The 14,541-nt window shown below is 71.3% G+C and carries 16 protein-coding genes and 2 tRNA genes; 7 read left to right on the forward strand and 11 right to left on the reverse strand.

Annotation, left to right across the window (positions count from 1 at the left end):
- The 3 genes from PZC42_RS12035 to PZC42_RS12045 form a co-directional block, all read left to right on the forward strand.
- On the forward strand, positions 1 to 610 hold a 610-nt coding region (locus PZC42_RS12035), incomplete at its 5' end, for an LPXTG cell wall anchor domain-containing protein (protein ID WP_277211395.1).
- A gap of 135 nt (positions 611 to 745) precedes the next feature.
- Positions 746 to 1,447, forward strand: coding sequence for a DUF5819 family protein (locus PZC42_RS12040; RefSeq protein WP_277211397.1), 702 nt, complete (start codon positions 746 to 748; stop codon positions 1,445 to 1,447).
- The gene (locus tag PZC42_RS12045; protein ID WP_277211399.1) at positions 1,444 to 2,535 is read left to right on the forward strand and encodes an HTTM domain-containing protein; all 1,092 of its coding nucleotides are present in this window, start codon (positions 1,444 to 1,446) and stop codon (positions 2,533 to 2,535) included. Before PZC42_RS12040 ends, PZC42_RS12045 begins: the two co-directional genes overlap by 4 nt.
- 45 nt (positions 2,536 to 2,580) lie before the next feature.
- Here PZC42_RS12045 and PZC42_RS12050 read toward each other — a convergent pair whose 3' ends face one another.
- Positions 2,581 to 3,081: a DUF3145 domain-containing protein gene (locus PZC42_RS12050; RefSeq protein ID WP_277211401.1), complete on the reverse strand. Its 501-nt coding sequence runs from the start codon at positions 3,079 to 3,081 to the stop codon at positions 2,581 to 2,583.
- A 157-nt stretch (positions 3,082 to 3,238) separates the two neighbouring features.
- Positions 3,239 to 3,724: a peptide deformylase gene (def, locus tag PZC42_RS12055; RefSeq protein WP_277211403.1), complete on the reverse strand. Its 486-nt coding sequence runs from the start codon at positions 3,722 to 3,724 to the stop codon at positions 3,239 to 3,241.
- A gap of 103 nt (positions 3,725 to 3,827) precedes the next feature.
- Between def and PZC42_RS12060 the strand changes: the two genes are divergently transcribed.
- Positions 3,828 to 3,901: transfer RNA gene (locus tag PZC42_RS12060), tRNA-Ile, on the forward strand.
- Positions 3,902 to 4,008: 107 nt separating this feature from the next.
- On the opposite strand, the gene PZC42_RS12065 is transcribed toward PZC42_RS12060, so the two are convergent.
- Both PZC42_RS12065 and PZC42_RS12070 read right to left on the reverse strand, forming a co-directional pair.
- Positions 4,009 to 4,179, reverse strand: a complete 171-nt coding sequence (locus PZC42_RS12065) for a CsbD family protein (RefSeq protein WP_277211405.1) — start codon at positions 4,177 to 4,179, stop codon at positions 4,009 to 4,011.
- A 71-nt stretch (positions 4,180 to 4,250) separates the two neighbouring features.
- Positions 4,251 to 4,499, reverse strand: coding sequence for a toxin-antitoxin system YwqK family antitoxin (locus PZC42_RS12070; protein WP_277211407.1), 249 nt, complete (start codon positions 4,497 to 4,499; stop codon positions 4,251 to 4,253).
- A 42-nt stretch (positions 4,500 to 4,541) separates the two neighbouring features.
- Between PZC42_RS12070 and PZC42_RS12075 the strand changes: the two genes are divergently transcribed.
- The 3 genes from PZC42_RS12075 (at position 4,542) to PZC42_RS12085 (ending at position 6,784) form a co-directional block, all read left to right on the forward strand.
- Positions 4,542 to 5,057 carry a hypothetical protein gene (locus PZC42_RS12075; RefSeq protein ID WP_277211409.1) on the forward strand — a complete coding sequence of 172 codons (516 nt, stop codon included), beginning with the start codon at positions 4,542 to 4,544 and terminating at the stop codon, positions 5,055 to 5,057.
- A gap of 63 nt (positions 5,058 to 5,120) precedes the next feature.
- Positions 5,121 to 5,193, forward strand: a tRNA-Asn gene (locus tag PZC42_RS12080).
- A gap of 193 nt (positions 5,194 to 5,386) precedes the next feature.
- Positions 5,387 to 6,784 carry an MDR family MFS transporter gene (locus PZC42_RS12085; protein ID WP_306574924.1) on the forward strand — a complete coding sequence of 466 codons (1,398 nt, stop codon included), beginning with the start codon at positions 5,387 to 5,389 and terminating at the stop codon, positions 6,782 to 6,784.
- Positions 6,785 to 6,793: 9 nt separating this feature from the next.
- Here PZC42_RS12085 and PZC42_RS12090 read toward each other — a convergent pair whose 3' ends face one another.
- The 7 genes from PZC42_RS12090 to PZC42_RS12120 all read right to left on the reverse strand — a co-directional run bounded on the left by PZC42_RS12090 (position 6,794) and on the right by PZC42_RS12120 (position 14,526).
- Entirely contained in the window at positions 6,794 to 7,369 is a 576-nt protein-coding gene (locus tag PZC42_RS12090) for a Dps family protein (RefSeq protein ID WP_277211413.1), read from the reverse strand.
- 68 nt (positions 7,370 to 7,437) lie between these two features.
- Entirely contained in the window at positions 7,438 to 9,396 is a 1,959-nt protein-coding gene (dnaG, locus tag PZC42_RS12095) for a DNA primase (protein WP_277211415.1), read from the reverse strand.
- A 57-nt stretch (positions 9,397 to 9,453) separates the two neighbouring features.
- Entirely contained in the window at positions 9,454 to 10,740 is a 1,287-nt protein-coding gene (locus tag PZC42_RS12100; RefSeq protein ID WP_277211930.1) for a deoxyguanosinetriphosphate triphosphohydrolase, read from the reverse strand.
- Between the two features lie 58 nt (positions 10,741 to 10,798).
- The gene (locus PZC42_RS12105; protein ID WP_277211417.1) at positions 10,799 to 11,233 is read right to left on the reverse strand and encodes a DoxX family protein; all 435 of its coding nucleotides are present in this window, start codon (positions 11,231 to 11,233) and stop codon (positions 10,799 to 10,801) included.
- A 77-nt stretch (positions 11,234 to 11,310) separates the two neighbouring features.
- Positions 11,311 to 12,069, reverse strand: coding sequence for a metallophosphoesterase family protein (locus PZC42_RS12110; protein ID WP_277211419.1), 759 nt, complete (start codon positions 12,067 to 12,069; stop codon positions 11,311 to 11,313).
- Between the two features lie 45 nt (positions 12,070 to 12,114).
- Entirely contained in the window at positions 12,115 to 12,618 is a 504-nt protein-coding gene (locus tag PZC42_RS12115) for a mycothiol transferase (RefSeq protein WP_277211421.1), read from the reverse strand.
- Positions 12,619 to 12,648: 30 nt separating this feature from the next.
- The gene (locus PZC42_RS12120) at positions 12,649 to 14,526 is read right to left on the reverse strand and encodes a glycoside hydrolase family 13 protein (RefSeq protein WP_277211422.1); all 1,878 of its coding nucleotides are present in this window, start codon (positions 14,524 to 14,526) and stop codon (positions 12,649 to 12,651) included.
- Between the last annotated feature and the right edge of the window lie 15 nt (positions 14,527 to 14,541).

Below are 14,541 nucleotides of genomic sequence, written 5' to 3' on the forward strand. Positions count from 1 at the left end.
CGGCGTTGAAGTTGACGGTGTCGAGGTCGACGGCGTTGAAGTTGACGGTGTCGAGGTCGACGGCGTTGAAGTTGACGGTGTCGAGGTCGACGGCGTTGAGGTCGACGGCACCGAGGTCGACGGAGACGACCGTGAGCTGACGTCCGAGTTCGACAAGGACCGGGTCCAGCGTGGCGAAGAGCAGACCTTCAGCGCTTCGGGCTTCGAGCCCGGCGAGGAGGTCCAGGCCCGGATCAACTCTGAGCCGCTCAACCTCACGGTCCAGACCGCGAACGCGGACGGCGAGGTCAGCTGGACCTTCATCGTCCCGGCCGACTTCGAGGCGGGTCCCCACACGGGTACCGCCACGAGCATCGACGTCGGCGACGCCACCGTCGCCGCCTTCGTGGTCTACCTCACGCCGTCCGGCGCCGACGGAACCCCAGGTGGCTCCGGTGGCACCGGAACCGGAACCGCATCGGGAGGCACTCCCACCGCAACAGGAAGCAAGGGCGGAATGCTCCCCAAGACCGGATCGGAGGTCGCGACGTATCTCTCGCTCGCGTTCCTCCTGACGGGCGCAGGGGCACTGGCGATGCGTGTCGCCAAGCGTCGGTCGGTGACCGACTGAGTCCGTCGCACGTCCCATGACCTGACGACCCGGCGCGAGATCACTCGCGCCGGGTCGTCAGGTTCACCACCACCCGACTCTCAGACCTCAGGGGAGACATTGGCCGCACCAACGACCACGAGGCCGGTCTGGGTCATGATCGTCGCCGCAGTGCTCGGCATCATCGTCGCGACGCACACGGCCGCCACGTTCCTCTGGATCTCTCCGCAGAACCCGTTCAACCGCGCCGTCGCCGAGCCGCTCGAGTCGGCGATGGACCCGGTGTTCCAGCAGAACTGGTCCCTCTTCGCTCCCACCCCCATCAACGTGGAGAACTCACTGCACGTGCGCGCGCTCGACGCCGAGCTCAACGCGACCGACTGGGTCGACGTCACGGACCTCGAGATCAGCGCCAACTTCACCCATCACGTGCTCCCCAACCGCGGAAGCCGGCCGACGCGAATGCTTGCTGCGCGCGCCTACGCCCAGTTCAACAAGCTGTCGGACGGCGAGCTGAAGGTGTTGGGAAACCACTACCACGAGGACGCCTGGCCCCGGCTGGCCGAGGCTCTGGACGACGCCGACGGCTCGTCGTCCGCGGCCCGGCGCAGCCTGGTGCTCAGCTACGACCGCACGATGGCCGCCTACGCCACCGAGTTCGCGCGGGCCACGGTGACGGAGATCGAGCCTAAGTACGTCCAGTTCCGCGTGGTCCGGCAGCGTGCCGCCTCGTTCGCCCAGCGTGGGGGCACACCCCAGGAACCCACCACGTACTCGTTCGGCCGGCGCCCGATGTACGAGTTTCCGCGTCAGGACTCCGACGCCTTCCGCGACGCGATCGAGAGGTTCCACGGATGATCGTCACGCGAACGGTCCAGGAGATCACAAGCCTGGCAGACCGCGGGCTGGGCTGGGTGAGCGACCGGCGTCGCGCCACCTATGGCACAGCCCTCGTGCGCATCGCGTTCGGTGGGGGCGCGTTCGTCTTTCTCCTCGCTCACCTGCCGAACCGCGCGTACCTGTGGGGCGAGGCCGCACGCTGGGCCGCGCCGCTCGACGACAACGGCGGCTTCACCGCGCCTTTCACCGTCTTCGCCGGCGGACTGCCAGCGGTGCAGCTCACCGTGGCGTACCTGGTCGTGACGGTGCTGGCCGCGCTGGTCACGATCGGTTGGCGAAGCCGATGGGTCACCCCGGTCTTTCTCGTCCTGTGGGTCAGCCTCCTGGAGTCGAACCCGCTGACCGGCGACCAGAGCGACAACATCTTCCGCATCCTGCTGCTCTACCTGTGCTTCGCCGACCTCGGCGGGCGCTGGTCGCTGGATGCGCGCCGTCGTGCCCGGACCGTCGCGCGGTACGGGCAGCCACGCCCCCTCGGCAGGTTCGCCTCGGAGCGCGCGAATGCCCAGGCCGTCCAGCTCGGCACGCTGCTGCACAACTTTGCCGTCATCATGGCGGGCGCCCAGATCTGCCTCATCTACGTCGCGTCCGGCCTCTACAAGGCCCAGGGCCTGCGCTGGCAGGACGGCACGGCCATCTACTACCCGTTGCAGCTGTCGCACTACCGGCCGTGGCCGTGGCTGGCGGACCTGCTCGTCCAGAACACGCTGATGGTGGCGGCCGTCACCTACTTCTCGGTGTTCATCCAGCTGTTCTTCCCGCTGATGCTGCTTCGCCGGTGGACGCGCATCATCGCGATCCTCGGCGTCTTCGCGATGCACACCGGCATCGCCATCGCCATGGGGCTGCCGTTCTTCTCGCTCTTCATCATGGCGGGCGACTGCCTCTTCGTCCGCGACACGACCTTCGCGGCCATCCAGAGCTGGGTGCGGGCCAGAGGTTCCGTCCTGGCGAAGCGCTGGCGACGACGCGCCGGACGGTCGCCGGAGGATCGTGCTGCGGAACCGCAGCAGGAAACCGCCGAGGGCGAGCTTGCGCGGCAGTAAGGGCTCGCCCGGGGTGGCGGGTCACCTGAGGTGACCCGCCACCGGTCAGCCCACGCGGTGCAGCCAGCGCACCGGGGCACCGGCGCCGGCATAGCGGAAGGCCTCCAGCTCGTCGTCCCACGCGCTGCCGAGCACGAGGTCCAACGCCGCCCGCAGGGCGTGCGTGTCCTGGAGCGACTCCATCGCGCTGCGCACCCGGTCTTCCGGGATGACGACGTTGCCGTGCACGTCCGTCATCGCGTGGAACAGACCGAGGTCCGGCGTGTGCGACCAACGCGCACCGTCGGAGCCGTGGCTGGCGTCCTCGGTGACCTCGTACCGCAGGTGGTCCCAGCCCCGCAGGGCAGAGGCCAGCCGGGCACCCGTGCCCTGGGTGCCCTGCCACGGGTGCTCCGCTCGATAGAGCCCCCTCGCCGCCGGCTGGGGTGACCAGTCGAGCGACACGTCTCCGCCCAGCACGTTGCCCGCCGCCCACTCGAGGTGGGGGCAGAGCGCGCGCGGCGCAGAGTGCACGAACAGCACGCCACGAGTGATTGCGCCAGCCATCTTGTCCTCCCTGGGTTCCGAGGTCCGTCTTCCCCTACGTCCTCGACCCATGGAAGCGCTGGTCAGCGCCGTCCTACGGCGTGTCGTGTTGCGTTCTCGTCACATCTTGCCCGACGACCTCGGCGCATGCGAGGGGGATTCCGACATTTGAGGCACCTCAGAGGCGCTCGCGCAGCTCTCGCATCGCCTTCTTGCGGATGCCGCGCTCAAGCCGGTCGAGGTACAGCTTGCCGTCGAGGTGGTCGCACTCGTGCTGCAGGCAGCGGGCCATGAGGTCGGTTCCTTCGACCACCACCGGCTCGCCCTCGAGGTCGATGCCCTCGACACGGGCGTACCAGGCACGTTCGGTCGCATAGAAGAGCCCTGGGACCGAGAGGCAGCCCTCATCGCCGTCCTGGACCTCCTCGGAGAGGTCGACGATCCGCGGGTTCAGCACGTAGCCGATCTCGTCGTCGACGTTCCACGAGAACGCCCTGAGGTTCACACCGATCTGGTTGGCGGCCAGCCCGGCGCGACCCTCGGCGTCGACGGTCTCGAGAAGATCCGCGACGAGCCCGCGGACCCTGTCGTCGATCGTCGTGATCTCGTCGCACGCCGTGCGCAGCACGGGGTCGGGCACCACCCGGATCTCTCGCATCGCCATGCGCCACATTCTTCCACGCCGACGCCGTGACCTGCGGCATCCGGGGTCCGCCGGCGGCACGTCACACCGGCCAGCTCGCGGGGTTCCGATAAGATCACGCCGCGCCCCGTTAGCTCAGCTGGTCAGAGCAGTCGACTCATAATCGATCGGTCGCGGGTTCAAGTCCCGCACGGGGCACCCATCGGTCGCGAGCCTGAGATCCTGCTCGGGTGCGCTGTCCTCGGTGACACGACGAAGGGTGGGTGCGGCGCAGTCGCGGCACCCACCCTCGGGACGATCAGGAACTACTTGAACGCGTCCTTGACGTCGTCACCGGCCTTCTTGAGGTTGGCCTTGGACTGGTCAGCCTTACCCTCGGCCTCCAGCTCCTCGTTGTCGGACACCTTGCCGGAAGCCTCCTTGATCTTGCCAGCGGCTTCCTCGGCGGTGTGCTTGGCCTTGTCATCGATACCCATGAACGGCCTCCTCTCGTCGGTATTTCGACACTAGGAGCGCACGGTTCTCGACGCACCTCGGACCAGGCACGTCACTCCAACATCGTGGTCACCTTGTACACCTCGCCGTTGCGGTCGTACGTGATCCACTCCCCCACCTGGCGACCGTCGTCGAAGTGCCCGGAGCGCATCCGCGTCCCGTCGACTCGGAACCACTCCCAGAAGCCGTGCAGCTGCCCGTCGAGGAGGTGCCCGGTCCCCCGGACCGTGCCGTCGCGGTGGAACTCGATGTGCTCGACGAGCCCCGGCGAGTCCGCGTCTCCCGAGTGTGTCGGTGTCATGAACCCATCATGCGCCCACGGCGCGACCGCTACCGTGGGTGCATGTTCTCGCGACGCCGCCAGCTCACTCCCGCCGTCCGCCGCGCCGTCCCCGTCGAGAACGGGGAACGACACCTGGCCGGCGCCGAGCTGGCCGGCGGGGAGCACGTGGTCGCGACCACGGCGGGCCTCGCGGTCGTCACCGGTGACGACGAGCCCCGGTTGACACTGCACCGCCCGTGGTGCGACGTCGACAGGGCGGCGTTCGACCCGGAGCGGTCTGTCCTGACCGTCGAGTGGGTGGATGCCGCACCGGACCTGTTGCTGCACCTGACCGACCCCGCCGCGACGAACCTGCCGGCCGTCCTGCGCGAACGCGTGCTCTGGTCCGTCGTCCTGGCCGAGACCCTCGAGGTCCCGGGCGGCCAGGTGCGGGTCGCGGTACGCCGTCGGCTCGACGGCACGCTGTTCTCCCAGGCGATCGCCGGAGAGGGCGTCGACCTCGCCCAGGCGGACGTCGCCAGCGTGGTGAACGCCACGGAGTCGAAGCTCCGGGGCGCGTGCGGACTACCCCTGTGAACCTGGTATTGTTTTTTCCGGTTCGCCGGTCGGCAGGAACGCTCGCCGGGCACGGACCAACGATCCCGCGTAGCTCAGCTGGCAGAGCATCCGACTGTTAATCGGACGGTCACTGGTTCAAGTCCAGTCGCGGGAGCACTCACGCAAGGCCCGTCCCGTGATCGGGGCGGGCCTCCTGCGGCTCCAGATCTGGGCCTCCCTGCGACGAGGGTGTCCTGGAGACGATCGCTGCGGAATATCGCACCGCCGTCGGGCACTTGACCTGAGACGTGGCCACCAACACGTCCGTCGGTCTGCGTTCCGCACGCGGACCGATCCTGCTCTCGCTCATGCTCTCGACGGCGTTGGTCGCCCTGGACGCGACGATCATCGCCACGGCCTCGGCGACGATCGCCAGGGACCTGGGCGGGTTCGAGCAGCTGCCGTGGCTCTTCTCCACCTATCTCCTGGCGCAGGCGGTGGGCACACCGCTGTGCGGCCGCCTGGCGGACGTGCTCGGGCGCAAGCGCATGATGCTGGCCGGTGTCGCCCTGTTCTTCCTCGGTTCGGTGCTCTGCGGCGCGGCGTGGTCGATGGGGGCGCTCATCGCGGGCCGGGTCCTGCAAGGGCTGGGCGCGGGCGCGGTCATGCCGACGTCGCTGACCATCGCCGCGGACATCTACACCCTCGAGGAGCGTGCCAAGACCCAGGGCTACCTGGCGTCCGTGTGGGCGATCTCGTCGGTCGTCGGCCCCACGCTCGGCGGCGTCTTCTCCGAGTTCGTGAGCTGGCGCTGGATCTTCTTCGTCAACGTCCCCCTGTGCGCGGTCGCCGCCTGGATGCTGGTGCGCCGCTACCACGAGTCGCCCCGCGAGGGTGCTCGTGAGCCCATCGACTACGCGGGTGCCGCGCTGCTCGCGACCGGCAGCACGGCACTGCTGCTGGGCCTGCTCGAGGGTGGGAGCACCTGGGCCTGGCACTCCCCCGCTTCCCTGGCGATCTTCGTCGCAGCCGTCACGCTGCTCGCCGGGTTCGCGCTGCGGGCTCGGCGTGCCCGGTACCCGATCATCGACCTGAGCATCCTGCGACGGCGGGTGATCGCCGTCCCGTCGGCGGCAGCCCTGATGGTCGGCGTCATCGTGCTCGGGCTGTCCACGTACATCCCGATCTACGCCCAGGGCGTGCTCGGCGTCGGGCCGCTCGTGGCGGGCTTCACGCTGGCAGCGATGATGGTCGGGTGGCCCCTGTCCGCCACCAATGCGGGGCACCTCTACCTGCGGCTCGGGTTCCGGCTGACCGCAGTGATCGGCTCGGCCCTGGTGCTGACCGGGACGGCGCTCGCCCTGCTGCTCGGCGCCTCGACCGCCGTCGTGGCCGTCGCCGGTGTGTGCTTCCTCGTGGGCGTCGGGATGGGCCTGACGGCGGTCCCCACGCTGATCGCCGCCCAGTCGGCGGCGTCGTTCTCCGAGCGGGGAGCGGTGACGGGCACCAACATGTTCGCCCGGTCGCTGGGTTCCGCCGTCGGCGTCGCGGTCTGCGGGGCGATCATCAACTCCCGGACCGCGGTGGGGGCCGACGGCGTCCCTGAAGGCCCCGGGTTGATGTCGGCGATGCATGTCGTGTTCGTCGTCATCGCGGCCTGCGCCGCGGTGCTCGTCGTCCTCGCTGCCCTCATGCCCGCCGACCGCCAGCAGGCACGCGAACGCCGCGCGGGATCGGCGTCGACGACCCCCACCCGCGCGGCGTAGCGGGAAGACTCAGCCTTCGTGCGCGGCCTTCTTTGCGGCGCGCGCGGCTCCGAGCTCGGAGGTCGCGTCAGCCGTGGAGAGCTCGCCGGACGCCGACTCCAGGTGCGCCCGCACGAACCAGTGGAACTGCTCCAGCTCGCGCAGGTTGCCGATCAGCAGGTCGTTCGTGACGTCGTCGAGCTCCGCCGTGGCGACGGCCGCCTGCCGGTGCGCCGTGATGACGCCCTGGTAGACCTCGTCGAGCGCCCCCAGGTGCTCGATCGTGGTGGCCCGCCCCAGGTGGTAGTCCTCCCAGGTGCGCGAGGCGACGAGGGCCCCGGGGGTGCCGACCGGTTCGGCACCGAGCGTCGCGATGCGCTCGGCGACGTCGTCGGCCATGAGGCGCACGGCGTCGACCTGCGGGTCCAGCATCTCGTGCACCGCGATGAAGTGCGGCCCCACCACGTTCCAGTGGACGTGCTTGAGCGTCAGGTGCAGATCGGTCAGCGAGTTCAGCCGGTCCTGCAGGATCTCGGCGACCTTGGCACCGTCCTCGGCCGTCAGCGACGGCACGGTGTAGGTGGGCACGTGCTTGGCAGGGGACATCAGTCGCTCCTTCGGTCGGGTCCGACCATCGTGCCCACGGGAGCCGGTCGTCGCGACCGGACCCGCGGTCACACGCTCTCGCGCAGCTCCCGACGCTCGTTCTCGATCGTGACGAGCCGCTGGAACGCCGCCCGATACGCCTCGGCGTCCCCTGCCGGGTCGAGCCGCTGCACACGGCTCTTGGCGTCCGCGATGCGGCGGGTGAGCCCCAGGTCGATCACCTTGCGCACGACGTCGGCCACGTACGCCGCGATGACGCTCTCGCGGTCCTCGGGCACCGGGGCCACGGCCAGCTCCGTCACCAGGGGGCCGACGGCGTCCCCCGCCTCGGTGACGACCGTCTCGACCCAGCGGCTCCCGCCGAGGCCGGCGCCCGTCCCCACACCTCCGGCCGCTCGGAGAGCGGCGTGCACGGCCCGCCAGGCCGGTGTCGCGAAAGCGTCCTCGTCCAGCCCGTCGAACGTGGCCGGGACGTGCTGCGGGTACTGCAGCGCGACGACGAGGGCGAGTCGTTCGATGCGCGCGACCGGGTCACGGGGATCCGGAGCGGTCACCACCGGTGTGACCGGTCCACCCTCCGCGCCCGACGCCGCAGCCTCCTGCCGCGCGCCGCGCGCCTCGTGCTCGTCCCGCCGTCGCCCGGGACCGGGACGGTCCGGCGCACGGCCCACCTCCCGGCGGACCTCCTCCGGGTCGAGCCCGATCCAGCGAGCGAGCGACCGGCTGTAACCCATCTGCATCGAGCGGTCCCGGATGCCGGCGACGAGCGGTGCCGCTGCCCGCAGCGCACCGACACGACCCTCGACCGTGTCGAGGTCGAAGCCGTCCAGCGTGGTGCGGATGACGAACTCGAAGAGCGGCACCCGTCCGTCCACGAGGGCCTTGACGCCCTCGGGGCCTCGCGCCATGCGCAGGTCGCAGGGGTCCATGCCGCTCGGCTCGACCGCGACGAACGTCTGGGCATGGAAGCGCTGGTCCTCGCCGAAGGCACGCATCGCCGCCTTCTGCCCGGCCGCATCGCCGTCGAACGTGAAGATGATCTCCCCGCCGAGCGAGGCGCCGGAAGCAAGCTGCAGCCCGCCGCCGGCCGTGGTGTCTCCCAGCAGCCGGCGCACGACCTTCGCGTGGTCGCCGCCGAACGCGGTGCCGCACGTCGCCACGGCGACCTGCACCCCGGACAGGTGGGCGGCCATCACGTCGGTGTATCCCTCGACGATCACCACCCGCTTCGACTGCGCGATGGCGCGCTTGGCCAGGTCGATCCCGTACAGGACCTGGGCCTTCTTGTAGAGGCTGGTCTCCGGCGTGTTGAGGTACTTGGGGCCCTGGTCCTCGTCGAAGAGCCTGCGCGCACCGAACCCGATGACGGCGCCCGTGACGTCCCGGATCGGCCAGACGAGCCGGCCGCGGAAGCGGTCGTAGATGCCGCGCTGCCCCTGGCTCACGAGCCCGGAGGCGACGAGCTCGGGCTGGGTGAAGCCGCGGCCCTGCAGGTGGCGCAGCAACGAGTCCCACCCGGTGGGCGCGAACCCGACGCCGAACATCTCGGCGTCGGCCCGCCCGAAGCTGCGTTCCGCGAGGAAGGCTCGGGCCGCCTGCGCCCCGGGCGCGAAGAGCTGGTCGGCGTAGTACTCCGCGGCGGCGCGGTGGGCCTCGATGAGTCGCTGCCTGCGGCCCGGCTCCTCGCGCGGTCCGCGCTGGGCGGCGCCGCCGGTGCGGGAGTCCTCGTAGCGCAGCTGCACACCGACCCGGTCGGCGAGGTGCTCCACGGCGTCCGTGAAGGCCATGCCGTCGATCTTCTGCACGAACGAGATGACGTCGCCGCCCTCGCCGCAGCCGAAGCAGTGCCAGCGCCCGACCCCGGGACGCACGTGGAACGAGGGGCTGCGCTCGTCGTGGAAGGGGCACAGGCCCTTCATCGAGCCGACGCCGGCGGGCTTGAGGGTGACGTGCGCCGAGACGATCTCCTCGATCCGCGCGCGCTCGCGTACCGCCTCCACGTCCTCGCGCTTGATCAGCCCAGCCACGTCACGGATTCTATGCCCGGAGGGTCGCCGTCCGGCCCTGGTCGCGCGCTGCGGGCGTCAGGGCTTGCGCACCAGCCGTGCGTGCAGCTGCATCGCGGAGACGTCCGTGAGCGAGGCGACCTGGTCGACCACGACGCGCAGCCGAGCGTCGTCGTCGGCGGCCTCGGCCCAGTCCGCCGCGAAAGCGGGCTCCAGGGCCACCGGCGCCCGGTCCACGAGCACCTTCACGAGGTCGGAGATGATCTCGCGCTGGGCACCGTAGACGGGCTCGGACTCGCGCGGCGCCATCACGTAGGCCACGGCGACGCCCTTGAGGGCGAGGATCTCGTCGGCCGTCTCCTCCGGCACCACGAGCCGGGCCGAGTACCGGGTGAGCGGGCCCTCGCCGTAGACCTCGCGGGTGGCGCGCTGCGCCGAGCCGCTGAACCGGCCGATGAGCTGGCTCGTGGCGTCCTTGAGCGCGGCGAGCGACCGGCGCGACCCGTCGAAGTCGGTGACCAGGTAGCCGGTGTCCCGCAGGCGGCACAGGGCGGCGTCGAGTGCCTCGGGGTCGTGCCAGTCCCCGTACCAGGACCGCACGTGCTCGACCACGCGGGCACGCTCGGCCTCGTCGTCGAGCAGCCGCAGGTCCACCCGACCGCCGACCACGGCGTCCTCGACGTCGTGCACCGAGTAGCTGATGTCGTCGGCGAGGTCCATGACCTGCGCCTCCATGCATCGCACTCCCCCGCGTGGCGCCCCCTGGCGCAGCCACGCGAACACCGGGGCGTCGTCCGGGTAGACCCCGAACTTGTGCGTGGAGCGCCCGTCGGGACGCGGCGGCCCCTCGCCCAGCCGCCAGGGGTACTTGACGCTCGCGTCGAGCGAGGCGCGCGTGAGGTTGAGGCCGCGGGGGGCGCCGTCGTCGGCGATGATCTTCGGTTCCAGGCGGGTCAGGAGCCGCAGGGTCTGCGCGTTGCCCTCGAAACCACCGATGCTTCCGGCGATCTCCGCGAGCTCCCGCTCACCGTTGTGCCCGAACGGCGGGTGGCCGAGGTCGTGCGTCAGGCAGGCCGTGTCCACGAGGTCGGGGTCGCAGCCGAGCGCGCGGCCCATCTCACGCCCCACCTGGGCGACCTCGAGCGAGTGCGTCAGCCGCGTCCGCACGAAGTCGTCGCTGCCGGGGGTGAGCACCTGCGTCTTGGCCCCGAGCCGGCGCAGTCCTGAGGAGTGCACCACCCGCGCCCGGTCCCGCTCGAACGGGGTGCGGTGCTTGGACTTCGGCGGCTCGGTGGCCCACCGTTCGGTGTCGGCGTCGGTGTACGACGCCGTTCCCTCCTCGCCCGGGGCGGGACGCGGCCCCATCCCGACGACCGACGGGTCGAACGCGTCCTGCGAGAAGGTCTGCACGGGCCCAGACTAGTCAGGCGGGCTGACGCACCCGCTCGCGCCGCCCGAGCAGCAGGTGGTCGATGCTGTAGCGACCGGCTCCCACGGCCACGAGGATGAGCGTGGCCGCGGCCAGCGTGAGGACGAGCTCGTAGCCACCCTGGTCGACGAAGAGGCCCGCGCCGGCGTGGACGAAGGCAAAGGCACCGATCATGTTGACGATGAGCAGGGCGCCCGCCACGGGCACCACCAGTCCCAGGATGAGTGCCGCTCCGCCGACGAGCTCGACGAGGGCGGCGAACCAGGCCGCCGCCACGGCAGCCGGGATGCCCATCTGGTCGAAGAACGCGGCGGTGCCGTCGATCCCCTGGGTGAAGAGCTTCTGCCAGCCGTGCGCGACGAAGACGATGCCGATCGCGGCACGGGCGACGAGCAGGGCGATGTCGCGGGCTGCGGTGGGGAGTGTCATGGGGTTCCTCTCGGTCGTGCAGAACAGGTAGTTGTGGCAACAACCAATCACTGTACATGAGTCGTTGTCACGCGCAACTAGTTCGCCGGGAGCGCCATCCAGAACGCGCGATAGACACCGGTGCGCAGCTCCTGCTCCCAGGCGGCGTACTGGGGCATCTCCCGCTCGCGCGCGACGGCGAGCTCGGCCTCCACGTCGTACGGGAGGCGGACGATCTGCAGGCCGAACGGCGCGGGTTCGACGGCGTCGGGCACGCCCTCGAGGATCACGTAGCTCGCGCTCGGCTCGTCGAGGGCGTTGCCCACGCTGCCCACGTTGAACAGCGTCCGCCCGCGGTCCGTCTCGACGTAGGCGTCGTGGACGTCGCCGTAGCCGACCATCGTCGGCTCCGGACCGGGCCCCGTGAGGTCCGTCGCGGCGAACATGCCCGCGAACTCCTCGGGTGTGTGGTGGAAGTGCACGCGCGTGTGCACGCTCGTCGCCGAGGCGTGGAACAGCCGGATGCGCCGGCCGCTGACCAGCAGGTCGTGGCACAGCGGACGGCGGGCGATCAGTTCGCGTTGGTCGGCGCGCAGCTCGTCGCGCCACCACACCATCTCGGGCGGGCCGTCGTCGGGGATCTGTGGCAGGAAGTCGTCCCAGTTCCCCCGCACGTTGACCTCGCACACCTGCTCGGTGCGATCGACGACGGCGCTCCCCCGCGGTCCCTTGCCGACGTCGTCACCCAGGTTGAGGATGCGGGTGATCCCGCGACGCTCGACGTCCGCGAGGACGGCGTCGAGCGCGGTGAGGTTGCCGTGGACGTCGGAGAGGATCGCGATCTGCTCGGTGGCCACGTCCCGATGCTCCCACACCCACCTCCGCCGCCTCGTCGTCGGTCCTCACGTGCGTTCGAGCACCCCGCGCACGTAGGCGATCTGCGCCGCGTGCTCGAGGGAGTCGAGGCCCACGCTCACCAGGCGCACCCCACGGGTGACCGGGGGATCCCAGGAGTCGTCGACGACGACGTCCAGGTCTGCGTCCTCGAGACCCGCGAGGACGTCGGCGGACTCTGCCGCCACCGCGTCGACGTAGCCCAGCAGCAGGTCGGCCGACGCACGGACCCTGGCGACGTCGTCGGACCTGTGCCCGTAGCCCGTGTCGTCCGGCCCGAACGGCACGTCGAAACGCTCCGCCCAGCCGCGCGACCACACCTGGTCGCGGCCGGCGGCGTCGGCCACCTGGACGTCCTGGTCCCGGCCGATGTGCCAGGCGAGCCAGGCGATGGTGTTCGCCCCCGGGTCGAGCCGCGCCACGAGCGCGTCGTCCGGCAGCCCGGCGACCGCGCTGCGCACCGTCGGGCCGATCCGCGAGTACAGGTCCTTCAGCACCGCGATGCCGTCCATCGGATCCTCCGTCCTTCGGGTGGGTACAGGTCAGGCGAGGCGATGGACGCCGACGCCGGGCCCGTCGCCCGGCACCGCGATCCCGTCGGCCGTGAGCCGCAGGCCGACGTCGCCGTACAGCGTCTCGGGGGACGCTCCCGGTGCCAGCAGGTGGTGCGGCAGCACCGCTCCCTCCCACGGGCCGCGGGCCAGCACGACCAGCACCCGTTCGCTCGGCGACTCGCGCAGGAACACCACGGCGTCGTCGGCCACGACGGCCCACCGCATGCCGCCGTCGCGCAGCGCGGACGAGCCCCGCCGCAGGGCCGACAGCCGCCGGTAGACGTCCATCGTGGCGGCGTCCCACCGCGGACCGCCGCCACGAGCGCCCTGGTCCCAGGCCATCGTGGTCCGCGCGTGCTCTCCGTTGTCGCCGGTCGCGCCGACCTCGTCGCCGGCGAACACCACCGGCGTGCCGGGGTAGGTGAAGAGCAACGCCGCGGCGACCTCGACCCCGGCGGAGCCGACGACGGTGCGCAGCCGCGGCGTGTCGTGCGAGCCGAGCAGGTTCCACTGCCGGGCGGTCACCGACCACGGCACCGCCGAGTCGAACTCCCGCATCGTGGCCACCATCGCACCGCCGGGACGGCGCGCGGCTCCGACCGGGAGCCCGTGAGCACCGGCCGGGGAACCGTCCACCGCCAGCCACGACCAGGCCGGCCGGGTGAAGCCGGTGTAGTTCATGTTGGCGTGCCAGCCACCGCCCTGCAGGTCCGCCGTCGCGTCGTGGAAGTGCTCGGCGATCAGCGCCCCGTCGGCTCGCTCGCCGACGACGGCGGCACGCAGCTCGCGCGCGACGGCGTGCGCACGGTCGGCGCTCCCCCACCGGCCGGTCATGTTCGCGACGTCGACCCGCCAGCCGTCCAGGGCGAAGGGCTCGCGCAGGTACCGCGTGATCGGGGCGTCGTCGCCGGTCACCATGCACCGCCAGGTCTCCTGCGCGGACCAGTCGAGCTTGGGCAGCGACCCGAACCCGAGCCAGGCCGCGTATCCCGTGCCGTCCGGCGTCGTCGCCACGTCCGGGCCGCCCGGCGGTGCCCACACGTACATCGTGTGCTCCGGCGAGTCCGGGTGGGCCAGCGCCCGCGCGAACCACTCGTGCCCCTCGCCGGTGTGGTTGGTGGTGATGTCGCCCATCAGCCGCATCCCGCGGGCGTGGACCGCCTGCGACAGCCGGGCGTAGGCCGCGTCGCCGCCGAGCGAGGGGTCCACGTGGTCGAACGTCGAGGCGTCGTAGCGGTGGTTGGACCGCCCGGGGAACACCGGGGTGAGGTAGACGGTGCCGACGCCGAGCGCGGACAGGTGGTCGAGGTGCTCCACGATCCCGTCGAGATCGCCGCCGTAGAGCTGGGTGCCCGCGAGCACCCCGTCGCCGGCGGGCTCGTCGTCCCACGCCGCGGGCGCGGCCCACTCCGGCACGGGACGGGAGGACGCCGCGGTGGAGCGCGCGAACCGGTCGGGGAAGATCTGGTAGACCGGACCGTCCGCCAGCCAGGCCGGCGCCGGGGCGTGCGTGGTCAGGCGGAAGCTGCCGGCGTCCGGCACGTCCCGGTCGTGCACGCCGCGCCCGTCCAGCCAGCGGTACCCGCCCGGCGAGTCCAGGAGGAAGCGGTAGGGCGTGACCGGGTTGTGGACCACGACCTCGGCCACGTAGAAGTCCTCGCTGTCCGTGCCGCCGTCGGACCGCGCAGACGTCACGCGCGGTTCGCCGTCACGCACGGTGCGCAGCCAGACGCTCTCGACGCCTGAGCCCTTCGGCACCCGGACCCGGACGGGGACGGTGTCACCCGCCGCGGGAGTACCGGCAGGGACGTGCAGGGACGAGCCGTCGTGGTGCGGCAGGTCCAGCAGGTGCGACGTGCGAGTCATGGGTTCCTCTCGGTC

Origin of the sequence: Isoptericola croceus (genome assembly GCF_029382255.1) — a bacterium.
GTDB lineage: Bacteria > Actinomycetota > Actinomycetes > Actinomycetales > Cellulomonadaceae > Isoptericola > Isoptericola croceus.